Below are 25,478 nucleotides of genomic sequence, written 5' to 3' on the forward strand. Positions count from 1 at the left end.
GGGGCGTTGCGCATCAGGCGCGGCGGGGTCACGCGCCACCCGCACGGGCGGCTCACCGGGTGCCCATCGGCGCGCCCCGGGCGCCGCGCTCGCGCGCACCTCGCACAGTGGGGTCCGTGAGCGATGTGACGGGCAGGCCGGCCGAGGACACGGGCGCCGGCGGCGCGGCGGAGGAACACCGCGCGGGATGGTTCGAGCTGTTCTTCGACCTGGTCTTCGTGGTGACGGTGAGTGTGCTCGCGCATGTGCTGCACGGGGACCCCGGGCCGACGGAGTTCGGAAAGTTCCTGGTGCTGTTCTTCCCCGCCTGGTGGGCGTGGGTGAACCTCAGCGTGACGGTCAACCTGTTCGGCTCGGCCTCGTCGCGGGTGCAGGCGATGCTGCTCGCCGCGATGCCCGCGCTCGGCCTCATGGCGGCGGCCTCGCCGGCGGGCCTGGCCGAGCGGGCCTGGGCGTACGCGCTCGGGGCTGCGTGGGTGCGCCTGGTGCTGTTCCTCATCTGGTTCCGCCACGCCCGCAGCCCCGGGACCCCGCTGCCGCTGTGGCGGCCGGTGCTCTACTGCCTGGTGCCGGCGGCGCTGTGGGCGGTGTCGGCCGTGCTGCCGGGGGCGGCCCGCTTCGCGGTGTGGGGGGTGGCCATCGCCCTGGAGGTGGTGCTGCTCGCGGTCCGGGCCGGGATGGGCACCGCCCCGTACGAGCGGATGTCGGTGGAACACCTCGTCGAGCGGATCGGGCTGTTCGTGGTGATCGTGCTCGGCGAGAGCATCTTCACCGTGGTCGCCGCCTTCGAGGAGCACTTCACCGCGGCCTCCGGCGTGACCGCGCTGCTGTCGTTCGTCGTGGCCGCGGAACTCGCCATGATCTTCTTCCTGTGGGGCACGGGCAGCGCCACGCGGGGCCTGAGCCGGGCCCAGACGGGACGGGCCACGCAGATCATGCGCGACACCGTCATGTACCTGCCGTTCGTCCTGGTCTGCGGCATCACGGTGCTCGCCGCGGCCCTCGGTACCGCCGTCTCGGCGCCCCACGACGTGCTGCCGGCGGGGGCCCGCTGGGCGCTGTGCGGCGGGGTCCTCGCCTTCTACACCGCGAACGCGGCCATCTCGCTGCGCTACGGCGACGGCGTACGCAATGTGCTGGGCTGGTACGGCCCCTGTCTGGTCCTCACTTTCGGCATGCTGCTGCCCGCGGCGCTGTTGCTGCCCGCGTGGGGAGCGGTGGCCTGCACGGCGGCGCTCGTCTTCCTGCTGGCCAAGCTGTCGAAGTGGCACACGACCCGGGCCCGTACGACCGGCGGGGCCTGACCGCCCGGCCTCGCGGCCGGGCACCGACGCCGTCAGGGGACCCGGGCACGCGGCCGGCCGGGTCGCGGAGCGCGCGAGCGACACCCGCTCGGCGGACGGACAGACGGTTCAGCGGCGCGGGGCGTCCAACCGATCGCTCAACCACGGAATCGCCTGCGGGTAGAGGGTGACCCAGGTGCCCCAGTTGTGGCCCCCCTGCGGCACGATCCGGGTCGTGACCTTCACGTCCGTGCCCGCGGCGGCCTTCGCGAACTCCTCGATGTACGACGGCGGGCTGTCGCGGTCCTGCCGGGACGTCGCCAGGTACAGCGCGGTCCCCGGCGGGTCGTGCGCCACCAGCCACAGGGGGCTGGTGCGCTCGCGCAGTACGGGGTCCGTCAGCACATCGGGGTCGCCGGAGAGCGGATCCGGGTCGAGGGCGACCCCGGCACCGAACGTCTTCGGGTACTGCAGGGGCAGCCTGGCGGCGCAGTAACCTCCGGTCGAGATGCCCATGACGCCCATCCCCCTGGGCCCCTTCAGGGTGCGGAAGTGGTGGGCGATCAGCGCCGGCACATCGTCCACCAGCCAGCGGGCCACCTTGCGCTGCGGGGTGTCGGTGCAGTCGGTGTCCTGTCCCCCGGGGTCGACGACGGGCATCACGAGGATCGCCGGACGGGCCGCCCCCTGCTGCACGGACCGCGCGAACGCCCCGGGCATCCCGCCCTGTTCGACCCAGGACTCGGGCGCTCCCGGCACCCCGTGCAGCAGCATCACCACGGGGTAGCGCGTGGCACGGTCCGCCCGGGTGTCGTACTGCGGAGGCGTCCACACCAGGACGTGCCCGGCGAGGTGGGAACGGGGCCCACGGAAATAGGTGCTGCGCACCCCGTTGGTGGGCTCGCCGAACTTCGCGCGCTGGGGCGGCGGCCCGGTCATGGCCGCCGCGTCCGCGGTGCCGGTGCCCAGCAGGTCGCCCCAACTGGCGTACAGACCATAGCTGTTGTTGATGTCGGTGGCGACGGTGGTGATGGCCGTGACCTGACAGAGCACGAGCATGAGGGCGCGGACGGGCCAGCGCAGCCACCAGGGCCCGCCCACCCGGCCCCACAGGAGCAGCGTGCCGGCCATCGCCAGGAAGGTGAGCACGATCAACAGGACCAGGAACGGCGTACTGGTCAGCCCCATCTTCGCCGGCCCTCCTCATCACTCGGCCCGACTGCCTCGACCAGCACTGTCGCACCGGGACCCTCCACCGGCCGGGCCGACAGGCCGCCGCACGGCCCGCGTGACCGCATCGGATGCGCGGGGCGGCCCCCCGGCGGGCGGCGCGTCCACCGCCCGCTCCCTCCCCGCAGGATGCCGAACGCCTCAGGCCCCCGCCGGGTCCTCGAACACCGGGCCCAGCGCGAGATGTGCCCCGCCGCGCGCGGCGGCGGCGAAGCCCAAGGCGGAGAGCCGCACGTCGCAGCCGCCGGCGTCCGGAGCCATGACGCGCTCGTGCACCACCTCGCGCACCCGCTCGATCATGAGGTCGCCGATGTGGGTGAAGTAGCCGCCGAGGACGACGACGCGGGGGTTGAGCACGTCGGCGAGGAGCGCCACTCCGAGCCCGAGGTCGTCGGCGACCCGGGCCATCGCGGCGAGGGTGCGCGGGTGGGCGGCGCGGGCGCGGGTGCGCAACAGGTCCAGACGATCCCTGAGTTCCACCGCCGGGTCGTGCAGCGCGTCGTCCTCGTCGGCCGCGAGCCGCAGGATGGCGTCGAGCCCGACCATCGTCTCCCAGCAGCCGCGCCGTCCGCACGCACACGGGCGGCGCTCCGGGTCGAGCGGCATGTGCCCCACCTCGCCCGCGAACCCTTGGGCGCCGCGCAGCAGCCTGCCCGCGCTGATGACACCGGCGCCGACGCCCCGCTCCCCCGTGACGCACACCATGTCGTGCACGTCATCGGCGCGCGCCGAGGCGTATTCGGCGAGCGCCGCCAGCTTGGCGTCGTTGTCCAGGGTCAGCGGAACGGGCGGCCCGCCCAGGCGCGTGCGCAGCCCGTCGGTGACGGCGACGTCGCGCCAGCCGATGCCGGGTGCGTACCGCGCCGCGCCGTTCGCCGAGTCGACCACGCCCGGGACCGCGACGGTGATCCCGGCGGGTCGAACTCCGCGTGCCTGTACGGCGGTTCGGCAGGTGGTCAGCTCGCGCGCGGCGAGGTCGAGCACCGTCTCGGGGCCCGCCTCGGCGACGGCCACGGCGACCCGGTGCTCGTACAGCTCGGCGCCGTCCAGGGCCAATGCGACCACCTGGACGTAACTGGTGCTGATCTCCACTCCGATCCCGCACACCGCGTGCCCGTGCAGCCGCACCTCGGCGCCGGGCCGCCCCACGGCGCCCTCCCGACGCGCGGGGCCCTCGCGCACCAGGCCGAGGGACACGAGCTCGGCGACCAGGCTCGTGACGGTCGGCTTGGGCAGGCCCGCGTCCGCGGCGATACGGGCCCGCGATCGGGGCCCCGCGTCGCGCAACAGGCGCAGCACCACACCGAGGTTGGTGCGCCGGATCGCTCCCCGGTCGCGGGACTCCGCCGCCCAGGACGGTTCGTTGTGCGACGGCGACGCCGCTCGCGACTGGGGCACTGGTCCTCCCTCTCGGTTGGGGCCGTCCGGCCCGAGCGGCACCGCAGGCGCCGGATGCGGCACAACGTCGGGCCCGGGGTGCGGCGACGCCCTCATGATGGCCCGCGCACCGGTCGGGCATCACCGGGTGCACCGATCCGTGACGGATGCCTTGACAGCCTCTGCATTAGTTCGGATTCTATTCAAACTAATCCGCTGCCGCGCACACACCCGCACAACTCTCCCCGTCCCGCGCCGAGTTCACCTTCCCCGGCGGGCCGGGACGCCCGCCCCGCCGGGCCGCCGCCGCGCGGACGGCCCGCTCCGAGAGGAGTACCCGTGCCCGCCCGCATCAGGACGAAGATCACCGGCGTGCTCGTCGCGACGGCCGCCGTGCTGTCCGGCACCCTGCTGACCGCCCCCGCCCAGGCCAAGGATCCCGCGTACACCGTCGCCATCGGCGCGAAGGGGCCGTGGGGCAACCCCGACGACACCCCGGCGGCGCCCTACATCGACAAGGACGGCACGTTCTACTACCAGTCGGCCCACTCGCTGTACGCCGCCGACGACGACCGGGCCTGGACGTTCTACACCGGCAAGGACTTCGACTCCGCGACGCGGTCGAGCGCGCTGAGCGATGCCGTGAACCCGGCCAACACCCAGGACCGCAACAACGACACGACCTGGCGCTGCAACAACGGCCCGACCGGCCGCGAGGCCACCCGGGCGCCCGCGGGATCCAGTTATGCCCAGCCCAACTACTGCGACCTGCTCGGCGTCTGGGTCGACCCGGACACCGGTGACTGGTACGGCCTGGTGCACAACGAGTTCACCCCGAGCCCGTTCGGCGACGGCCTGCACTACGACGCCATCGACTACGCGGTCTCCACGAACCAGGGCCGCACCTGGAGCATCCGGAGCCATGTCCTGACCTCGCCGTACAGCACCGCGCGCGGCGACTCCACGGCCTTCGCGCACGAGACGTACGACTACGGCAACGGCGACCCGCGCCTGTTCGTCGACGCCGCGTCGGGCTACTTCTACGTCTACTACAACTCGCGGATCATCCCCAAGGGCGGTGTCCCCGGCGGCTGGACGGACGGCAGCCGGGCGCATGTGGCGCGCGCCCCGATGTCGGGCAAGATGGCACCCGGCTCCTGGCGGAAGTGGTACGACGGATCCTGGTCCCAGCCCGGCGTCGGCGGCCTGGAGAGCAACATGGAGCCGGTCGACGCCACCCACACCACGGGCTACACGCCCGTCGCGCACGACTACGCCCCGGCCAACGCGGGAACCGTCGCGCAGCAGCGGGCGGCCGGCACCCTGCCCGCCAAGTCCGATCTGCTCACCATGAACATCGCCTACGACGCCCACCTCGGCCTCTACATCGGCGAGCCCGAGACGCTCAAGCAGGACGGCACGGAGAAGCAGCGCTTCTACGTCACCGACAACCTCGCCACCCAGAAGTGGCGGCTGATCGGCGACTCCGGGGACTACCGCTCCGGCTCCTGGTACCGCTGGCTGCTCGACCCGGTGAGCCGCACCACCAACACGATCGTGGGCCGCACGTTCCGCTCGTACTGCTCGTTCTTCTGCTCCGGCGGCTCCGACGGCGAGTACTACGACACCACCGTGACCAGCAGCGCCGCCGCCCCCGCCCCGGTCGACCCGCGCAGGGCGTACACCATCGGCAGCGGAGCGGGGCGCTTCCTGGCCCAGGTGGCGGGTGGTTCGGCGACCACCTCGCGGTCGTCCGCGGGCGGCTCGTCCCTGGCGGCCTGGGTGTTCAGCCCCAACGGTGACGGCTCGTACCGGATCGCGAACGCCTCCACCGGACGCCTTCTGGGGGTGGACTCGTCCTCGACGGCGGGGCGCGCCTGGGCCGCCAGGCCGAGCGTGACGGCGGCGCCCGCCTCGGGACCGACGGCGGGCCAGCAGTGGTTCGTCCTCGCCAACACCACCTCCTCCGGCGCACCGACGGGCACGTACCGCCTGGTGAACCGGTACAGCGGGCTGGTGATCGGACTGTCCTCGGCTGCGAACCGGCTCGCCGAGACCACACCGGCCCGCGCGTGGACCGACACCACGGGCAGCACGGTCGGCGGGGCGCGCACGGCGGCCGAACAGACGCTGACGCTCCGTGCGGTATGGACCGCCTCAACTCACCGTCCGTAGGCGGGCGTTGTCGGCCCCCTCTGCGCCGAGGGGGCCGACGGGTGCGACGGTTCCGGCGGCGGGGCGGACGTCAGCAGCCGGACGCCGACCGCCTCGGGACGCGGGTCACCCGGCGTCGGGCTGCTTCACGTTGATGAGGGCGAAGGCGCCGCCCTGCGGGTCCGCCACGACGGCCATCCGGCCGGCCATCATGTCGAAGGGCGGCATGAGAACGGCGCCGCCCGCCCTGACCAGGGCGTCGACGGTACTGTCCGTGTCGTCGACGGCGAAGTACGTCAACCAGTGCGACGGCGTGCCGTCCGGCAGGCCCTTGATGCCGGAGAGTGCCTGGGTACCGCCGATGGCGCGGTCGTCCACGGTGAGCGAGAAATAGCCGTCCGCACCTTCGACCGCGGTGGTCCCGATGCCGAGGGCAGCGGAGTAGAAGGCCGAAGCGGCTTCCCTGTCACTGGTGTTGAGCTCGCTCCAGATCCAGGAGCCGGGTTCGTTGGCGATGCCCGCACCCTTGAAGTCGATGGCCTCCCAGAGGCCGAAGACGGCGCCCGTGGGGTCGCTCACCACGCCCATCCGGCCGAGCGTCATGACGTCCATGCCCGGCACCATCACCTGGCCGCCGTTGTCGGTGACCCTCTGCTGGGTGGCGCCGAGGTCCGAGGTGGCGATGTACGTGGTCCAGACGGTCGGCGGCATCGGGTCGGGGATGCTGCCGTCCGGGTTCATCGCCCCCATGATTCCGGCTACGGGCTCGCCCTTGTACCTGCACACCGCGTATCCGCCGGTCTCGGGCGAGCCGGGCTCCGCCTCCCAGCCGAACAGATCGCGGTAGAAGTCGAGAGCGGCCTGCTGATCGGGAACCATCAACTCCACCCAGCAGGGGGTGCCGGGCGTGTACGGGCCATTGACTGTAGGCATCGGTGCCTCCATGGACGGACTGGTCGGGCCCCGCGGGGTGGGGTGGCGCCGGCCGGGGCCGACACGTATCGACCCGCCGCCGTCGTGACCTCGCTTCCAGTCAAGCACTGGTCCGGAGCACCCGCACGAGCACGACCGCCCCGCGCCTCACCGCTCGTGACGTGGAGCGCCGCTCACCGTGCCCAGAAGGGCACCGGGGCGCAGGTGTTGGCGCAGGTGTAGCCGCCCGGCATCAGGAGGCCGGCGTCGTCCTCGTAGTTGCCGCCGCCCGCGAAGTACACCTCCGGCACCCAGCCCCACCGGCCGTTGTCGGCCTTGGTGCTGGCCCACCAGTAGTTGGCGGCCCGGCCCCGGTGGAAGTCCCCGCCCTTCATCTCGGTGACGAACCAGTTCGCCGCCCCGCCCTGCTCCAGGTAACCCACGACGGCCGCCCCGGCCGAGCGGCCGGCGTAGACCGGCACATGGCCCTGGGTGAGGTTGCAGAACCTGACCTCGGTCCCCCGCCATACATGGCCGGAGTTCGGGTCGGTCAGATCGCGCTTGGCGGGGCTGTGGCACGGCACGTTGTCGGTGGCGTACGCCTGAGGCGTGGCGGCGACGCCGACGAGGCCGAAGCCCAGGGCCAGGGCAGCGATCGTCCTGGCGATGGTACGGAGCAGCACGGCTGGGTCTCCTGTGGTGAGGGGGCTGAGCGCCGCACAGTCTGCCAGGGGTGACCACGCGGTCACGTCATGTGACGGCGTGCCGCGAGAACGGGTCCCGTCCGGGTGCCCCTGCGCACTTCGGCCCGGAACGCCCCACGGCCCCACGGCGCCTCGGGCCGAGTGCCCGGAGCCGTCACAGCTCCGGGCACCCGACAGACCCCTCGATGGGCCCCGCGCACGGGGCCCTACTCCTCGAAGTACGCGTCCAGAACCGCGTCGAGCCGCTCTCCCCATGCCCGGAGGTCGGCGCGGTGGGGCGCCTCGATGTCGTGGGTGAACCAGCGGTGGTTCGGCGTGTAGACGACGATCTCGAACCGGCGCGACCAGCGCGGCGTCCGGTACTCGACCGCGCTGATCTCGTCCCACCGGAAGTCGGCCTCCTCCTCGCCCAGCCGCATCCGCACTCCCCGGCGGTCGGCGAGGAAGGAGCCCTGCCGGTCGGACACGTCGCACACCGGGCCGCCGTCGGCGCCGGGCTCGTCCGCGTCCTCGGAGGATTCGGCCTTGTCGACGTCCGAGTCGTCGCCGGGGGCCGCATCCGCTCCGGGCTCGGCGCGCTCGTCACCGGCCGTCACCGGGCCGGCGTCGGCCTCATCCGCGTCGGACCCGTCGGCGGACGCCGGCCTGGGCGCCGCCGCGGGGGCCGGGACGAGTCCGGGGATGTACGCCGGATCCGTCGCGGCGCCACCCAGGGGCATGTACTGGTGTTCTGATCGCTGCTCCACGGGCGCAGTATGGCCGAGGACCCTATGAGCGCGCACGTCTCGCCGCCCCGCACGACGAGTTGTGGTCAAAGTGTCATGCGCGCTCCGCGGTGCGGACGCACGGCCCGGACGGAGCGCGTGAGGAACGGCCCGTCAGGCCGCCACCGCGTCCCAGGCGCTCTGCGGAGCACGGCGACGCGGCCGTTGCGGGGCCCGTTCCGCGAGTTTGCCCATCCAGGCGCCGATCTCCTGCAGTTCCTTGCGGCCCACGGCGGCACGGACCCGGGGAAACCAGTCCCGTTCTTCGGCGTTCATGTGGCGCTCGACGATGTCCATCAGGAGACGGGCCTTCGCGTCGTGGACCAGGCCTCCGGGGTTCATGTCGTGCAGCTCGGCGGCGAGCACTTCGGCGATGTGGTGCTCCTCGCGGAACTCGACGACGGCCTGTTCGGTCTCGGGGGCCAGGACGGATACGCGCGGATACATGCCCTCCTGCTCGATGTAGGAGTACACCGTCAGGACGCGCAGGAACTGCTCCACCTTCTCGGGCCTGCGGTCGGCCCGGTAGGCGTGGATCAGTCGCCTCAGTTCCTTGTGGCCTTCCCTGAGCATCACGATGGCGTCGTTGGACATGGCGGCTCCCTGGGGCTCAGGATTCACTTCCGTGACATACCCGGCAGACCTGGCGATCATGCACCACATTCCGGGCTCTCCGTCCGTCGTCCGCCCACTACGTAATGTCACCGCTCCGCACTCCTGTCGACCCTGCCGACGTCCCGCGTGCCCTCGACGCGCCTCAGCAAGCGGACCGCCGAGGCGGAGGGGCATGCCACATCCCGGCCCCCGTCAAAGGCCGACCCGCAGGCGGAGCTTGGCCCGTATCAACTTCATTGCACCGAGCGGCAGTTGGCACCACCACGTCCACGGCGAGGCACCACACGCCGAACCGGTGACGGCCCCCGCACGCCGCACCTCCGTCTCCCCCGCCCCCGAACACGCCCACCGACGGCGCAAGCCGGTCCGGCGTTCCTGGCCCGGTGCTACACCATGGGCACCCACTTCACCGAGGCGACCTGGATGCCACGAATGCAGACCGATCCCCTGGCGCCCGCCAGACCCCACCCCTCCCCGGCGAGGGGGCTCCGGCGCCCCCCGCGGGGTCGGTCCCGCCGAGCCCGGCCGTGGGCCGCGCTGCTGCTGGCCTCCGTCCTGCCACTGACCGCCGCGGCGCCCGCGGCCCACTCGGCCGGCGTCGCGGACGGCCCGCGTGCGGCGCGCACCGCGCCGTCGCCGCGGCAGCTCGCGCCGGACCTCGTCGCCATGATGCAGCGGGCCCGCATTCCCGGCGCCGTCGTCTCGGTCAGCACGCCCGAGTGGGGCACGTGGACCGCTGCTCTGGGGACCGGCGACCTGAGGACGGGTGCGCCGGTCAGGGCCGATCAGCACATGCGGGTCGGCAGCATCACCAAGACGTTCACCGCCACGGTGGTCCTGCAGCTCGTGCAGGAGCACAGGCTCTCGCTCGACGACCGGGTGTCGTCGTTCCGTCCCGACGTCCCGGACGGCCGGCGCATCACCATCCGTCAGCTGCTCCAGATGACGAGCGGCCTGTACAACTACTCGGAGGACCCGGGCTTCAACCGGCGGCTCGACCAGCGGCCCGCCGACGAGTGGACGCCCGATGAGCTGCTCGACGTCGCGTTCGCCCATCCCTCGTACTTTCCGCCGGGCGAGGGCTGGCACTACTCCAACACGAACTACGTGCTGCTCGGGCTGATCGCCGAGCACCTCACCGGCCGGCCGCTCGGCCGTCTCTTCAAGGAGCGGATCTTCGACCGGGCCGGTATGCGCGAGACCAGCTTCGATCCCGACCGCACGATCCCCGAACCGCGGGCGCGGGGCTATGAGTTCATCAGCAACGTCGCGAGTCTGACGGCTCCGGTGCTGACCGGGAAGGACGCCGCGTGGGCGGACTGGTCGGCGGGGAACCCGTACGACGTGACCCAGGTGAACGCCTCGTGGGCGGGGGCCGCGGGCGCCGCGGTCTCGACGGTCGACGACCTGCGGCGCTGGGCTCCCGTCCTCGCCGAGGGGACCTTGTTGAGCCCTGAGATGCAGCGCGAGCGGCTGCACTTCGTGCCCACCTCCGACGAGCCCGGTCGGCCGACGTACGGGCTCGGCATCGCCGACGTCCAGGGGTTCATCGGCCATGACGGTCAGATCCCCGGTTACAACAGTTTCGTCGGCTACGACCCCGAGCGTCGCGCGACGGTGGTCGTGCTCGTCAACCTCAACCAGTCACCGGACGGGACGGCGCCGGCCGACGAGATCACCAAGTTCCTGCTCGCCAAGCTCTTTCCGACGCGGTAGGACGGGTGCGTCCGCGGGCCGTTTCTGCGGGCTTCGGTAGGACGGGTCGGCCGCCTCCGCGGCTGTCGCGCCCCGGGCCGGATCACGGCCGTCCGGCCGACGCGGCCCACGGCGCGACACGCTGCCGCGCGCGGCTCGCAGAAAAGTTCGGACGGGGTGCAACCATGCGGCCTTCCCAGGCGTATAGGAGGCGACACCGCACTTCACCTGGGGGACCCCATGCACCAGCACCGTTCAGCCGGCCGGACCGCCGGCCGGCTCGGCGCCGCCGTCACGGTTTGTTTCGCACTGCTTCCGGTCGTCGGCTGTTCGGCCGGTTCGGGTGCCGCCGCCGACGCTCCGGACACGGCGGCTTCGGCGGCGGCGCCGGCGAACGCCAAGGACGGCGGCGGAACGGGCACGCAGTCGCCCTCGCCCACGGGCCCGGCCGAGCCCGCCGCGCTGGCGAAGGCGCAGGTGCACATAGCCGATGGGCAGACGGTCGGCGTGGGGATGCCGATATCCGTCACGTTCAGCACGCCGGTGCGTGCGGCCGACCGCAAGGCGGTGGAGAGCTGGCTGCGGGTGCAGACCTCTTCCGGTACGCCCGGCGCGTGGAGCTGGGTGAAGGACCAGAACCTGCGGGACGGCCAGCGCGTCGACTTCCGCCCGAAGTCCACCTATTGGCAGCCCGGCACCAAGGTCACCCTGCACCTGGGCTCGCACGCCGTCCGCCAGTTCACCGTCGGCCGGTCGCTGATCGCCTCGGTCGACGTGGACGCGCACATGATGACCGTGCGCGCGGACGGCCGGACCACGCGCATCCCGGTCACCGCGGGCCGTCCCGGCCTCGACACCTGGAACGGCACGATGGTCGTCATGGACAAGGCGCCCAAGGTGCACATGGACTCGCGCACCGTGGGCCTCGGTGACGCGTACAACGGCGACTACTTCTGGGCCGTGCACCTGACGACGTCGGGGACGTACGTGCACCAGAACCAGCGGGCCGACACCGAGGCCGGCCGCCACAACGTCACCCACGGCTGTGTCGGTCTCGCCACGGACGGGACGGCGAGGAAGTTCTACGAGCAGGTCCGGGCCGGCGACGTCGTCACCGTGACCGGGGGCAAGAAGGACATCGTCGCCACGGGCAATGGCTACGGCGACTGGAACCTGACGTGGGAGCAGTGGCTCCAGCACAGTGCGGCGGGGGAGACGGCGACCGCGTGAGCTCCCGCGTCCCGCCGCACCGCCTGCGCCCAGCCCCGTAAGAAGAGAGCACGACAGCGTGACCGAGGACGAGTTCGACCTCTTCTACGCGGCCGCGTACCCGCGTCTGGTCGGCCAGTTGTACGCCCTCACCGGCGATCACGCCGAGGCCCAGGACGTCGTTCAGGAGGCGTTCGTACGCGCCTGGGACCGGCGTGCCTCGGTCCTGTCGGGCGACAGGGCGCCCGAGGCGTGGCTGCGCACCGTGGCGCACCGCCTGGCGATGAGCCGCTGGCGGCGGACGCGCCACTGGTGGGAGCTGGTCCGGGGCGAGTCGGCGCCGCGTGCGGTGCCGGAGCCGAGCCCCGACCATGTGGCGTTGGTGGCCGCGCTGCGCCGTCTGCCCGAGGCGCAGCGCACGGCGGTCGTGCTGCACCATCTGTGCGATCTGAGCGTGGAGCAGATCGCCGCGGAGACGGGGGCGCCCACCGGAACCGTCAAGGCGCGTCTGACGCGCGGCCGTTCGGCCCTCGCCGTGCATCTGACGAGCGAGGAACCCCACTCCACGGAGGAATCCTGTGTCTGATCGCCCGCCGACGTCCGGCCTGTCCGAGGCGGAGCTGTCCGACCGGCTCCGCTCCCTGGCGGCGCGGAGTGCGACTCCGGCTCCGGCAGCCGGAGCGCTGGTCCGGGGGCGCGCGGTACGGCGCCGCCGGGCCCGGCGGGCCCTGCTCACCACCGCCGGTCTCGCGGGCGCGGCCGCCGTCTTCCTCGCCTTCGGCACTCCGCGCTCCACCGCGCCGCGGCCCGCCACCACGTCCGTCCCGACTCCGGCGCCCGTGCAGCAGGTGCTGATCGACCTGGACGCCCACACCCTGACCGTCCAGGGGCGGAGCTTCGCCATCAGCGCGCCGGAGCCGCACTGTCCGATCGGCGAGCGGGCCGTCACCGTGACGGCGAAGTACCCGGTGGTGAACCTGGCGCCGAACGACATCGGCGTCGGGCGGGCCGGTCCCAGGAACTGGGCGGTCACCTTCACCGACCGCGCGAACCAACAGCGCCTGCTGCTCTTCGAGTTGACCCCCGCCGACCTTCCCGATGTCGGCGAGGACCACATCCTCGGTGCGGTGGGTGTCGCCCCCGCTTCGGGCCGTGCGGTGTACGACGCGGTGCAGGTCGGCGCTCAGGTGCGCATCGCGGGCGGGCAGCAGTCCGAGAAGCCGCTCAGCAATGCGGCGTGCATCGACCGCCAGCCCGTCAAGGGCGGCTCCTGAGGCACGGGCGACCCGCTGGGGATACTCAGCGGCTCGGCGTCCACGAGCGCGCCAAAAAATAGCGTGCATCTCGCACGCATCCAGTGTTACCGTTAGAGCGAAGCGTGCGAGACGCACGCATCTGCTACTCCGCTTCCGCACTCTCAGCAGTGCCCCGCGAAAGGAACTCCCATGGCACGCACCGGCATTGAGGCCGCTCTCAACGACCTCCTGTTCAACCGTGACATCACCCTTGACGAGGCCGCCGACCGGCACTTCGCCCCCGACTACCGCCAGCGCACGGACGGCGCATGGGCCGACCGCGCCGAGTTCCTCGACCACATCGGCCACCTGCGGGGCATCGTCGCCGACGGTCGGGTGGAGGTGCACGAGGAGCTGTACGACGGTGACAAGTACGCCGACCGGCACACCTGCCACATCACCAAGAACGACGGCAGCACCGTCGCCATGGAGGTCTACGTCTTCGCCTCGCTCACTCCCGAGGGCCTTTTCCGTCGCATCGAGGAGACGACCCTCATGCTCCAGGGCAGCGACGCCGACCGCGACCTCGGCAGCGCCCGCTGACCCTGGCTGATGTCTCGTCACATGGTGTACGGATGACGAGAGTTGCAGCGCTGCCGCGCACGACTCACACCATGCGCACGACGACCGGCACCTCCGGCGCCTGACGCCCTGCCGCGCGGCGGGTCAGGCCCGGGGTCGGCCCGGTGGCCACCACCCGGCCCCCGCCGACCGCGATCCAGGTGCCCTCCGCGAGGCCGTCCGGGACCGGAACGGCGAGAGCGGCGGTCAACTCCGGCGCGGGCCCGCCCTGTTGGCCGCGCGCCCGGGCCACCACCGGCTCGCCCGCGCGCCAGGCGACGGTACGGCGCTCCTCGTAGCGCCGGGTCCACAGCAGGTGCTGGGCCACGATCAGCGGTCCGAGCAGGGTGAGCAGCGGAAAGCCCGAGGTGAGGGCGCCGAGCGCGAAGAGCAGACTGACGGCGCTGGTGACGCCCACCCCGACGACCGCCGCCACGAGGCCGGCGCGGCGTCCGAACGCGCGGGCCGCGACCAGCGGGAACAGGACGAGCAGCAGCAGGTCGCCGAGGCCGACGGCGACCGGTTCGGCCCCGCCGGTCAGCGCGAACATCGGGGCGAAGGGCCTGCCCTGCACCTGGGCGGCGAAGTCCGCGGTGACGTGGGTCAGGGTGGTGGCCAGGAGGTCATAGCCGGTCAGGACGGCCGCGAGGCTCGCCACATGGACCGGGCGCATACCGCTCTGGGCCCACAGGTTGGTGACCCCGACGACGGCGACGACCAGCAGGACGTCCGTGCACACCCGGACCGCGACCGGCCGGTCCGCCAGTGCGGCGGCGACGGTGGCGGCCGTCGCGCCGAGGGCGAGGACCCACGACCGGCGCGCCCCACACACGGGTGCCAGGGTGAACTGCACGGCGAGACCGAGCACCAGACCGAACACCGCGGACACGGCGGCGCCCGACAGCGCGAGATAGAGCAGGGGCGCGACCACGACGCCGACGCTGAGGAAGACGATGTCGCCCGTTGCGTAGACGCCGACCGGTGGCCGGGGCATGGGCACCTTGGCGAGGTAGAGGGCCGCCCCGCCGATCAGGGCGGCGGTGCAGAGGCTGAGGGCGGTGAGCGCGAGGGGGTTCATCTGCCGCTCCCGGTGCGGATGCCGGCCGTGGGCACGGACTCGAAGGTGTGCTCGCGCAGGTCGGCGCGGACGGGTGTGGCGGCCGGCAGGTCAGCGCGGTCGTCGTACAGGACGATCGCGGTCAGGGGCAGCCCGGCGGCCGTGGCGCGGTCCTCCAGCCGGCCGAGCAGACCCGGCGCTGGCAGCGCGCGCACCACCAGGTGCAGGCGCACTCCGGTCTCCGGGTCGCCGGTGAGCGCGTACCGGGCCGGCAGCGGGACTTCGGGTTCCGCCTCGATCAGGTCGAGCAGGGCCCGGGTGGGGAGGTGGACGCTGAGCGGCCCGTTCCAGCGGCCGAGGACGGCGGAGGTCGCGGGTGTGTGGGCCAGTTCGCAGTCGGGCTCGTCGGCGGGCAGCCGTACGAGGTCGCCGGTCGCGTAGCGCAGCAGCAGGGTGCAGTCGCGGTACGGCACGTACGGGGTGTGCACGATCATGCCGGTGGCACCGGGGGCCGTGGGCTCCCAGGTGATCGGGTCGAGCACCTCCAGGTGGCCGAACTCGCGGGTGTGGTGCAGGTGCCCGGCGGTGCACGGGGTGGCGCCGGAGGGCAGGGTCTCGGTCATCAGGTACGAGGTGGACACCGGCGCGCCGAAGGCCGCCTCGGCCCGTGCGCACAGGGGCCCGGACAGCACTTCGCCGCCCACTCCGATGCTTTCGAGGCCGAAGTCGGACGCCCGCCAGCCGTCGCGCTCGGCACGTTCCACCAGGGTCGCGAGGTAGGAGGCCGAGGCCGTCAGATGAGTGATCCGGGGGGACTTGCCCGGCAGTCCGAGCGGGGCGGCGAGCCGGTCGAGGGCGATGGCGGGGTCGATGGTGCCGAACTGTACGAAGGAGGCACCGACCCGGGTGGCCGACTCGGCCGCGTTGAGCAGCGGCAGGGTGGCGCGTGAGCATCCGGCGTAGGCGAGGGTGTGGCGGGGGCGCAGTCCGAGGCCGAGGGCGGCGGAGATGGTGCTGAGCGCGATGGTGGTGTCCAGTTCCGCCCGCGAGTACCAGACGGCGGTGGGTGCGCCGCTGGTGCCGGTGGTGAGGGCCATCAGTGCGGGCACGGCCGCCGTCGAGACGAAGGCGGTGGGCATGGAGCGGAGCGCCTTCTTCGGTGTCACCGGCACCCGGGCGTAGCCCGTCTCGTCCAACTCGTCCGGATCCAGGCCGAGTTCGGCGAAGACGCGGTGGTAGTAGGCGGTGTGGCGCACGGCGATGCGGGCGGTGGCGCGCAGGCTGCGGCGGGTGACGGTGCGGCGCACCTCGGGGTCGATCTGCGCGCTGCGTCCCGACTGGCCGGGCAGCAGCGCCGAGTCCTCGCCGGGTTCGCCGAATTCGGCGAGCGTGGCGACCAGGTCGCGGGCGATGCGCTCCAGGTCCTGCGGGCGGATCCGGCGGTTGCGCAGGACCGCCATGCCGTACCGGAGCTGACTGAGGGCGGTGCCGAACACATGGGCCTCCTGGAACCTGGACCGGGACGGTGTGTCGCCCGGCCCAGGCCGGGGCCGCGGTGGGTCAGGACATGTGCATGAACATCGCGGCCGAGAGCGTGCTCAGTGCGTACTTGAGGTAGTGCTTGACCATGTCGGTTCCTCCCTCGTCGGGCGGCGGCTCGGTGCCGGCCACGTCGCGCGGTGCTGAGCTTCCGGTCGTTTCGGCCGGTGAGCAGCGGCAGTCTAGGGGCGTTGGGGAGAGCTTCACCAGGTGTCGTGCGCATGAAATGTGCACGCGTCAACCACTGTCTCTTCACGGCTGCCGCACCCGCGTCCGAACGGGTCGATGTGCCGGCGGACGGCGGGACACCGCGTGGCCCGCGGGCGTCGCGGGCAGGCAACTCCCATGACGGCGGCCACGCACCGAGGGAGCGGGACACCCATGAACACCGACGACAAGCTGGCCGCGCTGCTGCGCGAACACGGCCGCAGCTACGCGGAAGAGGCCGGCATCACCCTGCGCGACAAGCCCGCCCCGCTCTACCAGCTGCTGGTACTCGCCGTGCTGTGCTCGACGCGGATCAAGGCGGACATCGCGACCGACGCCGCACGCGAGCTGTTCCGCCTCCCCCTGCGCACCGCCCGCGCGACGGCCACCACCGACTGGCAGACGATCGTGGACGCACTCGGCCGGGCGCACTACCGCCGTTACGACGAGAGCACCGCGACGGCCCTCCTGGAAGGGGCCGATGTGGTCCTGCGTCGCTGGCGCGGCGATCTGCGCCGACTGCGCGAGGAGGCGGACGGCGATCCGGCGCGGGTGCGCGAGCTGTTGCGGGAGGTGCCCAGGATCGGACCGGTCGGCGCGGGCATCTTCTGCCGCGAGGCCCAGGGTCTCTGGCCCGAGCTGCGCCCCTTCTTCGACGAGCGCGCCCTCGATGCGGCCACCTCGCTGGGACTTCCCTCGACCGCCGGCGGGCTGGCCCGACTGGTCGCACCGGGGGAACTCCCCCGGCTGGCCTCGGCCCTGGTGCGGGCCGGCCTGAAGCACTGAGACAGAGCCGAAGGAGCCCCCAACTCGCCTGCTGACCAGGCCAGTTGGGGGCTCCATCAATCATGTATGCCGCACCTGGTGTTCAGGTGCGTTCGCCCTCGGGCCACGCGCTCTCGTCGTCCTCGATCAGGTGCACCGCGGCCTCCTCCGCCGAGGCTCCGGCGCCGTCGATACCCATGTCGGAGGCCAGCATGTCCTTCTCCGCGTCCTCGTGCGCCCCCTCGTCGGGTGCCACGAGCCGCCCCGCCCTTCGATCGCCGACCTCGGCGTCGTCGAAGGCCGCGTCCTCGATCTCCGCGTCGGCACTCCCGTCGGCCTCGTCCAGGGGATCGGGTCCCGGCTCCGGCACCTCCTCGGCGAGTCGCTCGTCGAGGGACTCCCGGTCGTGCTGCTCCCGGGCGGTGGTGCCGGTGTGGTCCACGGCCAGGGGGCGCTCGGGCGGGGACCAGCCCTCGTCGTACGGGTCGGCGCCCCGGTCGTTCAGCGTGTCCTCGGGGTCGAGGATGCCGGTGTCCTCGGTGACCTCGTCGCCGCCATCGGGCTGGTAGACGTCGTCCCCGCGCTCGTCGTCGGCTGCCATCACACCCGCTCCTCCCACATACCTGCGCCATCCGTGCCGCCCACGGCCGTGGGTGGCAGGCCGGCCCCGCTGGTCGCACGGGGCCCGCACGGAACGCCTGTCCACGTTCTTCCAGTTCACACCCTGTCCGGCGGCCCCGCATGCCGTCGGCCCCGGCCGGTGCGTACCGGGCCGGGGCCGACGGGACCACGGGTCACACGAGGTGCCCGGTTCAGCGGCGGCGGTCGCCCCGGCCCTCGCCGGGCCTGCGCTCGTCCTTGCCCTTGCCGTCCTCGTACTGGATCCGCTCCTTGCGGACGGTGTCCGACACTTCCTTCTGCTCGGTGACCTTGTCGGTCTCCAGGCGCACCCGCTCGACCGGCACGGCCTCCTTGCGGACGACGGGCCGCTCCGCGTGGAGCGTCACCTCGGCCTCCGCCTCACCGATGTCGGCCCGCGCGCGGTCGCCCTCGCGGATCGGCTCGCGCACCACCCGGACCTCTTCGTGGCTGACCGGGACGGTCGTGGTGACGTCCTCCGTCACGACGACCTTGCGCAGCCGCGCCCGGCCCACTTCCCGGTTCTCGGTGCCGACCCGCAGCTGCTCCTCGGAGCGCACCAGGGCCTCGTCGTCGCCGGCGAAGCGCGCGTGGACGTCGGTGCCCGTGGCGTTGCCGGGCACGTCGACGCTGCCGGCGGCTCCGCCGGGGCCGGGGGTGCGCTTGGCGTGGCCGTCGACGCCGTAGTGGCGGTAGAGCTCCCGCTCCTCGTCGGCGTCGAGATGCTGGTCGACCTCCAGGCGCGGCGCGTCCTTGACCACGCTCTTGGCGTGCGCGACGTGCAGGGCGTTGCCTTCACGGCGGGCGCCGGCGAGCGGCACGAAGGACTCCTTGGTGCCGAACAGGCCGGTCTTCACCGTGACCCACTCAGGGCGGCCGACCGCGTCGTCGACATAGACCTGCTCGACCCCGCCGATCTTCTCGCCCTCGGGGTCGTAGGCCACCAGGCCCTGCAGGTCCTCGGGGCGGTGGAAGCTGTCGCCCATACCCATACCGATCACTCCTCACTCGTGGTGGAACGCGGCTGATGCCTGTCGCGCCCCACTCCGCTCCCGCGCGGACACCACATCGGCCGCAAGGCCGCGGTCACGTGGGAGGGGGCGGGCGGGGCACTGCTTCCAACCCCGCCCCATAGGGGCCGCCGGGGCAACTCGGGCGCATCGGCCCCGGGCCGGGCCGGGGGCCCCGGTCGCGGGCCCCACCGGCACGCTCACGCGCCTCGGGGACTTCCGGAGGATTGAGCCGAACGGGGGAGGCGTCCTCACCCCGTCACGCCGGAGCGGCTGCCGTGCCCTTGGAGGCAACCGGTTCCCGACTGCGGCGCCGGCAACCACCCCGGCACCGCATCGCGTACCCGGAGATACGGGAATTGCACACGCCAAAAGGAAAACGCCGATGGAGACGGCGCTTTTGGGCACGGCTGTGGGCCCCCGTCGATTTCGACGGGGGCCCACAGCCATCTGAGGTGAAGCGCGGTTTTCGCTACCAGCGGTACCAGCGACCGCTGCCGCCCTTGGGGCGGGCGACAAAGCCGATGAGCCACAGCACCAGCACCACGATGGCGACCCACCAGAGGATCTTCACCGCGAAACCGGCACCGAAGAGAATCAGCGCGAGCAGAAGAACGAGAAGCAGGGGAACCATGTTTATCAACCTCCAAGGCTCCGGGTGCCCCGCATCCACCGGCACATGCACGCGACTTTATGTCGAATTTATTGACGCTCCCCGCGGGCTCGCGGACGGGTGCCACCCGTCCGAGTGGGCAAGGGTCGGCCCATCGCGGGTACAGGTGATCCCGGGCGAAACGAGTCGCCCGCAGCCCTGGGTGGAGGAGAAGGAAAAGTGGACGGGATCGTACTGCTCAAGGAAGACCACAAGACGGTGGAGAAGCTCTTCAAGCAATTCGAGAAGGCAGGGGAGAACGCCCACGCGGAGAAGCGGAAGATCGCGGACCGGGTGATCGAGGAACTCACCACCCACACCTGGATCGAGGAGAAGATCTTCTACCCGGCCGCCCGCTCGGCCGACCCCGACACCAAGGACGACGTCCTGGAGAGCGTCGAGGAACACCACGTCATGCTCTGGATCCTCTCCGAACTCAAGGACCTCGACCCGCACGACGAACGCTTCGACGCGAAGATGACGGTGCTCATCGAGAACGTCCGGCACCACGTCGAGGAGGAGGAGAAGGAATGGTTCCCCGAGGTCCGCAAGGCCATGGGGCGCAAGCGGCTCACCGAACTCGGCGAGGAGATGGAGGCGGCGAAGAAGAAGGCGCCCGGCGACCCCCTCGCGGTGCCGAGCGCCGACCAGTAGCCCCTCGGGCCGGGGCGGCGGCCCCGCCGCCCCGGCCGGCGACCGCGCTTCCCGCACGCGCCGGCGCCGCTCAGCGCAAGGTTCTCGACAGTTTCCCGGACGCGAACGCAGGAGGTCTCGCGCCCGCTCCCCCGTCGCGTACGGGACGGGCGAGACCACCACGGGCGGCGAAATGAGCGGCGAGCAAGGCGTTCTGGCGGTTCGACAGGCACCGCCGCCCCCTCCGCACACCCCCTGCGCCACCACCGGATCCACCGTTCAATTCCGGTCACATCGGGTTCGCTTCCTGGCTGCGACCCGGGGGCTTTGCGTTAGCGTTGGTTGCCTGTAGCAACCATATGAAGGGCCACCATGTCGACCGACACCCAGACCTTCCGCACCTACGTGACGGAGAACCTCGACGCTCTGGCGAGCGACCTGGGACGTGAAGTCCTGGTGCACCAGGAACGCCGGGTCACGGCTGGTGAGTTCCGCGATCTGGTGTACCGCCTGGCACGGGCGCTGCGCTCCCAGGGCGTCGGCCGCGGCCACACCGTCACCCTGCTGTGCGGCAACCTGCCGGAGACCATCGCCGCGCGCTACGCGGCCCATCTGATGGGCTGCCGGGTCAACCACCTCTACAACAAGCTCTCGGCCGATTCCCAGGCGGCGATCGTCCGCGACGTGGAGACCCGCGCCCTGATCGTCGACCCTCGATATGGTGAACGCGCCCTGGAGATAACCGAGTTGGCCCCGGTGGCTCGGGTACTCGTGCTCGGCCCGGCGAAGGCGGGTACGGACCTGCTCGAACTCGCCGCCGAACAGTCCGCCGAGCCGCTGGCGGACGAGGCGCGCCCCGATGACGTGTGCACCATCCGCCACACCGGCGGCACCACCGGCCACCCCAAGGGGATCTGCACCACCCATGAGCAGATGCGCGCCTTCCGCGGGACGTCGCCCGACGCCGACACCCGCCCGCCCCGCCTGCTCGTGTGCACGACGCTCGCGCACGCCGCCGGCATGATGGCCGACGCCGCGCTGCGCGAGGGGGGTTGCGTCGTCCTGCACGAGGACTTCGAGCCCGGCGCCGCGCTGGCCGCCATCGAGCGCGAGCGCGTCAGCCACCTCTTCCTGCTGCCGCCGCTCCTGTACCGGCTGATGGACCACCCCGGCGCCGCCGTGCGCGACACCTCCTCGCTGCGCCACATCGCGTACGGGGGCTGCCAGTCGTCACCGGCCCGGATAGCCGACGCCGTCCGGCGCTTCGGACCCGTGCTGCTGCAGTTCTACGGCCAGAACGAGGCCGGCGGCATCAGCGTCCTGACGCCCGAGGACCACGATCCGCTGCGCCCGGACCGGCTGCGCTCGGCCGGGAAGGTGCTGCCCGGGGTCGAGGTGGCCATCCGGGACGAGGCGGGCCGCGACCTCCTGCCCGGCGAACACGGCGAGATCTGCGTACGCTCCGCCATGCTCATGAAGGAGTACTGGAAGCAGCCCGAGCTGACCGCCGAGGTGCTGCGGGACGGGTGGCTGCACACCGGGGACATCGGATTCCTCGACGCCGAGGGCTACTTGACGGTCGTCGACCGGCTCAAGGACATGATCGTGGTGGTCGGCGGCCATGTGTACACCACCGAACTCGAGGACCTGCTCAACTCCCACCCCCAGGTCCTGCAGAGCGCCGTGTTCGGCGTGCGTGACGCGGACCGCATGGAGCGCGTCCACGCCACCGTCGTGGCCGTGCCCGGCAGCACCGTCGACGCGGCGCGCCTGCGGGAGCTCGTACGCGAGGAACGCGGCGCCATGTACGAGCCGGCCGCCATCGACTTCGTCGACGCCCTGCCCCTGACCGACGCGGGCAAGCCCGACAAGAAGCGGCTGCGTCGGCAGGCCGAATCGCGGCTCGCCGCCTGACGCGGGCCCGCTCGCACCTCCTCAGCCGACGGGGATGTCCTCCAGGCGTTCCCGGTTGAGAAGGTAAGTGGGCAGATGCGGCTGCGCCGGGTCGACCGGGATGTCGTGGTCGTGGGCGAGGCTCGCCATCGCCAGCGGGCCGAGTGCCACCTGGGCGCGCGGCGCTGCGGAGCCGCCCCAGTAGTCGGCGTGGTTCTTGAGCGCTTCGGTGAGGGCCTCGGCGAAGGCGGCGTGGTCGGCCGCGATGATGCGGTGGAACAGCGCGACGGGGTGGTAGTCGATCTGGTTCACGTAATCCATGGGCGCGCGGCGCACCTGGTCCGGCACGGACGCCTGCATGGTGGCGAGGAGCCGTCGCACCGTGTCGTCCATGGGGGCGCCGGAGAAGAAGGACTGCAGGGTGTCGATCCAGTGCAGTACGTACTCATCGGCCGAGTCGTCCTCGCGCAGCCGCTCGATCGGCACCTGGCACAGCCGCTCGATGCGGTCCCGTTGACGGCACACCACCGCGAGGTAAAGGGCGTCGAGCCAGGCCCGGGCGTCCGCGGGCGGTTCCGCCCGCAGGGCGGGCAGCGGGACGACGAGGCCCTCGCCGAGGTGGCACTCCTGGGGCCTCGCGCCGGTGAACCACGCGGCGCCGAGCTGCACGGCGGTGGCCCAGGCGTCCCAGGTGTCGATGCCCGCGGCGCGGGGGTCGTCGGCGCAGCGGGCGTGGGCCAGCGCGACGGCCGCGCCGAACGCCGAGCCGAGCCCGGCCGGGTCCTGGGCGAGGCCGGGTATCAACTCGGCGGTCGTGTGCGCGAGTTCGGGCGCACGGGGAGTCTGCGATGCGGTACGGGAGGCGAGGCGCCCGGACCGGTCCAGGCGCAGCAGGCCCCGCATCACGTCGAGCAGTTGCTCGGGCGGATCGATCGAGAACGTACGGGTGGCGGCGTCGATCTCCGAGAGCGAGACCAGGCCGCCGCGGTGCCACCAGTAGACGCGCGGCGACAGCGCGCCCTTTCCGCTGTCCTCGTAGGCACCCAGCGCGTAGGCGGCCAGGCTGTTGAGGCCGTCGACCACGGAGCCGTCCACGATCGGGTGGTAGACGAAGTGGTGCCGGCTCGGCATCACCACCAGGGCGCCGTCGTCCGGGAGTGACGCGCCGGTGAGGTGGCGGACGGCCTCGGACAGGTGGAGGGCCTGGCTGGAGACGAAGTGCGAGTCGCCGTACACGCTGTGCAGGAGCACGCCCCCTTCGGCGGGGACCACCTCGTGGGTGACGGGCACCCGCATCAGGTTGGCGAAGGCCGCCCGGCCGAGGGTCTCGATGCCCACGCGCTCCACGTCCCAGTCGGTGAGTACGCGGACACTGGTCGGCCGGTCGAGGGCGTAGACGAACACGAGCCCCTCGGCCACCACGCGGGCGTACGTCAGCGCCGCGGCCATCTCGCTGGTGATCGACTCGACGGGGAGCAGCCGGGCGTGCGCGCCGCGCAGCAGCTCCTCGATGCTCTCCTCGCCCTCGACGGGGCCCTGCCGACCGGACTCGTTGACATGCTGTGCTGACATCCGGCAACTTTACGAGACGTCAGGTCGGGTTCGGGCACGCCCCCTGCATCGAGGGCCATGACTCCCTCAACTCGGCGCGCAACAAGGGTAGTTACTCGACCACGGTGTCCCCGTGGCGGTGGGCCACGCGCCACGCGCCGTCTTCGCGTCGGTACACCTGGGTCGCGCGCAGCGTGTAGGTCCGGGGTGTTCCGTCGACGGATGTGGTGATGTGCTCGAAGCCGGCCGTGTAGGCCATGTCGCCCATGACGTCACAGGCCGTGAGCTCGAACGCGTACGACACGAGATCGGAGAAGCCCCGCGCCAGCGCGACGAAGAGCTCGCCCACCTCTTCCTGGCCGTGGACATTGCGCCAGGCGCCCAGGATGCTCACCGGCTCCTCGCGCGACCAGAGCGCGCGGCGGGGGGCGGGGTCTCCGTCGTGCAGGGCGCGCTCCGCTTCGTAGAGATCGGTCCTGACCCACTCCAGGAAGTCGTCACGATCGGTCATGCCTTCATCATGCGCCGAGGGGCAAGGGGTCGCACCCGCTTCCGCACGAGGGCCGCCCGGGCCCGCGCGACGGTCGGCACCGGCCCCGGCCGACGTCCCACCCCCGCCCGCCCATGGCCAAGCCGGGCCGGCCGTGCCAGACTCCCTACCCGACAGTAGCTTCGGTGGGGCCGGTGGAGGAGTGCCGCATGACTCGGGTGTTCACGGTGAGCAGGAGCATCGTCATCGGCGTCCCGCCCGACGAGGCGTACCGGGCGGTGAGCCGTCCGTCCGACATGGGCCGCTGGAGTCCGGAGAACCTGGGCACGACGGGTGACGGCGGCGCCGACCCCGCCGTGGCGGGTACGTCGTTCGTCGGGCGCAACAAACGCGGTCCGTTCCGGTGGGTGACCCGGTGCACCGTCACCGCGGCCGAGCCGGGGACCCACTTCGCCTTCCGCGTCCATGCGATCGGGCTCAGCCGGCCCGCGGTACGCGGGCCGATCGCCACGTGGGAGTACCGCTTCAAGCCGGTCGAAGGCGGCACGCGGGTGACCGAGACATGGACCGACGACCGCACGGCGTGGCCCGCGTTCGTGGCGGGGGTCTTCGACCGGGTGGCCACCGGAGGCAGCACCTTCGCCGCGTTCCAGGTCCGCAACATCGACCGGACGCTGGGCAACCTCAAGCGTGAACTGGAGGGCGTGGCCCGGTAGTTCGCCCGCCCCGGCGGGCCTCGCCCGCCTCAGTGGGTGTCCGCCCGCCCCGGCGGGTGCTCGGGTGCCCGGCGCCGCTCAGGATCCCGTGATGCCGACGGTGCGCCCGCTCTTGTCGAGCGTATGGGTCTGCCAGTACGTGTCCCACTTGTCCCCCACGTGCTCCGGCACCTTGCCCTTGGGGTAGCGGACATAGCCCTGCGGCGGCTCCTGGTCGTCGTCCACGCAGGCCTTGCCCGCCGAGCCGACGTTCAGGACGGGGTACTGCCCGCCGCCGCAGATGGCGTCCTGGGTGGAGCAGCCGGCGAGGGCGAGGAGGACGGCCGCCGAGCCCAGCAGCAGGGCTGCCGGACGTCCGCGGCCACGGGGACCGGACGAGGTGTGGCTCGCGGGCTCGGGATGGTGGGGCTGGCGCATCGGGGCCTCCCGGTGAGTGGTGGTCGCCTGTAGCGACCCTGCCCCAGGTGTCGCCCACCATCCGAGACAGCGTATTGTTGATTCTTGAAGGGCCTTGCCGCCTCCCCCGT

General features: G+C 72.3%; 25 protein-coding genes. 11 read left to right on the forward strand and 14 right to left on the reverse strand.

Annotated elements, in window-relative coordinates:
- Nucleotides 1–116: 116 nt before the first annotated feature.
- Entirely contained in the window at nucleotides 117–1,304 is a 1,188-nt protein-coding gene (locus ACGF3I_RS04850) for a low temperature requirement protein A (RefSeq protein WP_393129152.1), read from the forward strand.
- Nucleotides 1,305–1,412: 108 nt separating this feature from the next.
- Here ACGF3I_RS04850 and ACGF3I_RS04855 read toward each other — a convergent pair whose 3' ends face one another.
- Together ACGF3I_RS04855 and ACGF3I_RS04860 are read right to left on the reverse strand one after the other, a co-directional pair.
- On the reverse strand, nucleotides 1,413–2,471 hold the full coding sequence (locus ACGF3I_RS04855; protein WP_393129153.1) for an alpha/beta hydrolase: 1,059 nt from the start codon (nucleotides 2,469–2,471) through the stop codon (nucleotides 1,413–1,415).
- Nucleotides 2,472–2,654: 183 nt separating this feature from the next.
- Nucleotides 2,655–3,911, reverse strand: coding sequence for an ROK family protein (locus ACGF3I_RS04860; RefSeq protein WP_393129154.1), 1,257 nt, complete (start codon nucleotides 3,909–3,911; stop codon nucleotides 2,655–2,657).
- Nucleotides 3,912–4,229: 318 nt separating this feature from the next.
- Between ACGF3I_RS04860 and ACGF3I_RS04865 the strand changes: the two genes are divergently transcribed.
- A complete protein-coding gene (locus ACGF3I_RS04865; protein WP_393129155.1) occupies nucleotides 4,230–6,065 on the forward strand; it encodes an RICIN domain-containing protein in 1,836 nt (611 codons plus the stop codon).
- Nucleotides 6,066–6,170: 105 nt separating this feature from the next.
- Here the strand turns inward: ACGF3I_RS04865 and ACGF3I_RS04870 are convergent, their stop codons facing one another.
- From ACGF3I_RS04870 to ACGF3I_RS04885, 4 genes are all read right to left on the reverse strand, one after another.
- Complete coding sequence (locus tag ACGF3I_RS04870) at nucleotides 6,171–6,977, reverse strand: VOC family protein (RefSeq protein ID WP_393129156.1); 807 nt, start codon at nucleotides 6,975–6,977, stop codon at nucleotides 6,171–6,173.
- Nucleotides 6,978–7,150: 173 nt separating this feature from the next.
- Nucleotides 7,151–7,639 carry a hypothetical protein gene (locus ACGF3I_RS04875; protein WP_393129157.1) on the reverse strand — a complete coding sequence of 163 codons (489 nt, stop codon included), beginning with the start codon at nucleotides 7,637–7,639 and terminating at the stop codon, nucleotides 7,151–7,153.
- Nucleotides 7,640–7,866: 227 nt separating this feature from the next.
- Nucleotides 7,867–8,406, reverse strand: a complete 540-nt coding sequence (locus ACGF3I_RS04880) for a hypothetical protein (RefSeq protein ID WP_393129158.1) — start codon at nucleotides 8,404–8,406, stop codon at nucleotides 7,867–7,869.
- 132 nt (nucleotides 8,407–8,538) lie between these two features.
- On the reverse strand, nucleotides 8,539–9,018 hold the full coding sequence (locus ACGF3I_RS04885) for a hemerythrin domain-containing protein (protein WP_393129159.1): 480 nt from the start codon (nucleotides 9,016–9,018) through the stop codon (nucleotides 8,539–8,541).
- Between the two features lie 453 nt (nucleotides 9,019–9,471).
- On the opposite strand from ACGF3I_RS04885, the gene ACGF3I_RS04890 reads away from it, so the two are divergent.
- The 5 genes from ACGF3I_RS04890 (at nucleotide 9,472) to ACGF3I_RS04910 (ending at nucleotide 13,781) form a co-directional block, all read left to right on the forward strand.
- The gene (locus ACGF3I_RS04890; protein ID WP_393129160.1) at nucleotides 9,472–10,755 is read left to right on the forward strand and encodes a serine hydrolase domain-containing protein; all 1,284 of its coding nucleotides are present in this window, start codon (nucleotides 9,472–9,474) and stop codon (nucleotides 10,753–10,755) included.
- Between the two features lie 219 nt (nucleotides 10,756–10,974).
- Entirely contained in the window at nucleotides 10,975–11,964 is a 990-nt protein-coding gene (locus ACGF3I_RS04895) for a L,D-transpeptidase (RefSeq protein WP_393129161.1), read from the forward strand.
- 58 nt (nucleotides 11,965–12,022) lie between these two features.
- Nucleotides 12,023–12,529, forward strand: coding sequence for a SigE family RNA polymerase sigma factor (locus ACGF3I_RS04900; protein WP_393129162.1), 507 nt, complete (start codon nucleotides 12,023–12,025; stop codon nucleotides 12,527–12,529).
- Entirely contained in the window at nucleotides 12,522–13,217 is a 696-nt protein-coding gene (locus ACGF3I_RS04905; RefSeq protein WP_393129163.1) for a hypothetical protein, read from the forward strand. The genes ACGF3I_RS04900 and ACGF3I_RS04905 overlap by 8 nt, the downstream gene beginning before the upstream one ends.
- Nucleotides 13,218–13,388: 171 nt before the next feature.
- On the forward strand, nucleotides 13,389–13,781 hold the full coding sequence (locus ACGF3I_RS04910; RefSeq protein ID WP_393129164.1) for a nuclear transport factor 2 family protein: 393 nt from the start codon (nucleotides 13,389–13,391) through the stop codon (nucleotides 13,779–13,781).
- A 64-nt stretch (nucleotides 13,782–13,845) separates the two neighbouring features.
- Here ACGF3I_RS04910 and ACGF3I_RS04915 read toward each other — a convergent pair whose 3' ends face one another.
- Nucleotides 13,846–14,877: a hypothetical protein gene (locus ACGF3I_RS04915; RefSeq protein WP_393129165.1), complete on the reverse strand. Its 1,032-nt coding sequence runs from the start codon at nucleotides 14,875–14,877 to the stop codon at nucleotides 13,846–13,848.
- A complete protein-coding gene (locus ACGF3I_RS04920) occupies nucleotides 14,874–16,352 on the reverse strand; it encodes a phenylacetate--CoA ligase family protein (protein WP_393129166.1) in 1,479 nt (492 codons plus the stop codon). Before ACGF3I_RS04920 ends, ACGF3I_RS04915 begins: the two co-directional genes overlap by 4 nt.
- Before the next feature lie 424 nt (nucleotides 16,353–16,776).
- Between ACGF3I_RS04920 and ACGF3I_RS04925 the strand changes: the two genes are divergently transcribed.
- Nucleotides 16,777–17,388 (forward strand): endonuclease, encoded by a 612-nt coding sequence (locus ACGF3I_RS04925; protein WP_393129167.1) that lies wholly within the window; start codon nucleotides 16,777–16,779, stop codon nucleotides 17,386–17,388.
- An 82-nt stretch (nucleotides 17,389–17,470) separates the two neighbouring features.
- On the opposite strand, the gene ACGF3I_RS04930 is transcribed toward ACGF3I_RS04925, so the two are convergent.
- From ACGF3I_RS04930 to ACGF3I_RS04940, 3 genes are all read right to left on the reverse strand, one after another.
- A complete protein-coding gene (locus tag ACGF3I_RS04930) occupies nucleotides 17,471–17,968 on the reverse strand; it encodes a DUF5709 domain-containing protein (RefSeq protein ID WP_393129168.1) in 498 nt (165 codons plus the stop codon).
- A gap of 211 nt (nucleotides 17,969–18,179) precedes the next feature.
- Nucleotides 18,180–18,998: a DUF2382 domain-containing protein gene (locus ACGF3I_RS04935; RefSeq protein WP_393129169.1), complete on the reverse strand. Its 819-nt coding sequence runs from the start codon at nucleotides 18,996–18,998 to the stop codon at nucleotides 18,180–18,182.
- 490 nt (nucleotides 18,999–19,488) lie between these two features.
- Nucleotides 19,489–19,650: a hydrophobic protein gene (locus ACGF3I_RS04940; protein WP_136215384.1), complete on the reverse strand. Its 162-nt coding sequence runs from the start codon at nucleotides 19,648–19,650 to the stop codon at nucleotides 19,489–19,491.
- Nucleotides 19,651–19,848: 198 nt separating this feature from the next.
- On the opposite strand from ACGF3I_RS04940, the gene ACGF3I_RS04945 reads away from it, so the two are divergent.
- A complete protein-coding gene (locus tag ACGF3I_RS04945) occupies nucleotides 19,849–20,322 on the forward strand; it encodes a hemerythrin domain-containing protein (protein WP_393129170.1) in 474 nt (157 codons plus the stop codon).
- A gap of 351 nt (nucleotides 20,323–20,673) precedes the next feature.
- The gene (locus ACGF3I_RS04950) at nucleotides 20,674–22,215 is read left to right on the forward strand and encodes an AMP-binding protein (protein WP_393129171.1); all 1,542 of its coding nucleotides are present in this window, start codon (nucleotides 20,674–20,676) and stop codon (nucleotides 22,213–22,215) included.
- Between the two features lie 21 nt (nucleotides 22,216–22,236).
- Here the strand turns inward: ACGF3I_RS04950 and ACGF3I_RS04955 are convergent, their stop codons facing one another.
- Both ACGF3I_RS04955 and ACGF3I_RS04960 read right to left on the reverse strand, forming a co-directional pair.
- The gene (locus ACGF3I_RS04955) at nucleotides 22,237–23,766 is read right to left on the reverse strand and encodes an immunity 49 family protein (RefSeq protein ID WP_393129172.1); all 1,530 of its coding nucleotides are present in this window, start codon (nucleotides 23,764–23,766) and stop codon (nucleotides 22,237–22,239) included.
- A gap of 91 nt (nucleotides 23,767–23,857) precedes the next feature.
- The gene (locus ACGF3I_RS04960; RefSeq protein WP_393129173.1) at nucleotides 23,858–24,256 is read right to left on the reverse strand and encodes a nuclear transport factor 2 family protein; all 399 of its coding nucleotides are present in this window, start codon (nucleotides 24,254–24,256) and stop codon (nucleotides 23,858–23,860) included.
- Nucleotides 24,257–24,444: 188 nt separating this feature from the next.
- Here ACGF3I_RS04960 and ACGF3I_RS04965 point away from each other — a divergent pair, with 188 nt between their 5' ends.
- Complete coding sequence (locus ACGF3I_RS04965; RefSeq protein ID WP_393129174.1) at nucleotides 24,445–24,951, forward strand: SRPBCC family protein; 507 nt, start codon at nucleotides 24,445–24,447, stop codon at nucleotides 24,949–24,951.
- Nucleotides 24,952–25,029: 78 nt separating this feature from the next.
- On the opposite strand, the gene ACGF3I_RS04970 is transcribed toward ACGF3I_RS04965, so the two are convergent.
- Nucleotides 25,030–25,368 (reverse strand): SCO0607 family lipoprotein, encoded by a 339-nt coding sequence (locus ACGF3I_RS04970; protein ID WP_393129175.1) that lies wholly within the window; start codon nucleotides 25,366–25,368, stop codon nucleotides 25,030–25,032.
- Nucleotides 25,369–25,478: the final 110 nt, after the last annotated feature.

Source organism: Streptomyces sp. NPDC048111 (assembly GCF_043202815.1).
Classification (GTDB): Bacteria; Actinomycetota; Actinomycetes; order Streptomycetales; family Streptomycetaceae; genus Streptomyces.

Excerpts from the sequence above, each read along its gene's own strand:
- ACGF3I_RS04855 (WP_393129153.1), bottom strand. The coding sequence starts at position 2,471 with ATGGGGCTGACCAGTACGCCGTTCCTGGTCCTGTTGATCGTGCTCACC.
- ACGF3I_RS04870 (WP_393129156.1), bottom strand. The coding sequence starts at position 6,977 with ATGCCTACAGTCAATGGCCCGTACACGCCCGGCACCCCCTGCTGGGTG.
- ACGF3I_RS04885 (WP_393129159.1), bottom strand. The coding sequence starts at position 9,018 with ATGTCCAACGACGCCATCGTGATGCTCAGGGAAGGCCACAAGGAACTG.
- ACGF3I_RS04890 (WP_393129160.1), top strand. The coding sequence starts at position 9,472 with ATGCAGACCGATCCCCTGGCGCCCGCCAGACCCCACCCCTCCCCGGCG.
- ACGF3I_RS04895 (WP_393129161.1), top strand. The coding sequence starts at position 10,975 with ATGCACCAGCACCGTTCAGCCGGCCGGACCGCCGGCCGGCTCGGCGCC.
- ACGF3I_RS04910 (WP_393129164.1), top strand. The coding sequence starts at position 13,389 with ATGGCACGCACCGGCATTGAGGCCGCTCTCAACGACCTCCTGTTCAAC.
- ACGF3I_RS04915 (WP_393129165.1), bottom strand. The coding sequence starts at position 14,877 with ATGAACCCCCTCGCGCTCACCGCCCTCAGCCTCTGCACCGCCGCCCTG.
- ACGF3I_RS04925 (WP_393129167.1), top strand. The coding sequence starts at position 16,777 with ATGAACACCGACGACAAGCTGGCCGCGCTGCTGCGCGAACACGGCCGC.
- ACGF3I_RS04930 (WP_393129168.1), bottom strand. The coding sequence starts at position 17,968 with ATGGCAGCCGACGACGAGCGCGGGGACGACGTCTACCAGCCCGATGGC.
- ACGF3I_RS04935 (WP_393129169.1), bottom strand. The coding sequence starts at position 18,998 with ATGGGTATGGGCGACAGCTTCCACCGCCCCGAGGACCTGCAGGGCCTG.
- ACGF3I_RS04940 (WP_136215384.1), bottom strand. The coding sequence starts at position 19,650 with ATGGTTCCCCTGCTTCTCGTTCTTCTGCTCGCGCTGATTCTCTTCGGT.
- ACGF3I_RS04950 (WP_393129171.1), top strand. The coding sequence starts at position 20,674 with ATGTCGACCGACACCCAGACCTTCCGCACCTACGTGACGGAGAACCTC.
- ACGF3I_RS04955 (WP_393129172.1), bottom strand. The coding sequence starts at position 23,766 with ATGTCAGCACAGCATGTCAACGAGTCCGGTCGGCAGGGCCCCGTCGAG.
- ACGF3I_RS04960 (WP_393129173.1), bottom strand. The coding sequence starts at position 24,256 with ATGACCGATCGTGACGACTTCCTGGAGTGGGTCAGGACCGATCTCTAC.
- ACGF3I_RS04965 (WP_393129174.1), top strand. The coding sequence starts at position 24,445 with ATGACTCGGGTGTTCACGGTGAGCAGGAGCATCGTCATCGGCGTCCCG.
- ACGF3I_RS04970 (WP_393129175.1), bottom strand. The coding sequence starts at position 25,368 with ATGCGCCAGCCCCACCATCCCGAGCCCGCGAGCCACACCTCGTCCGGT.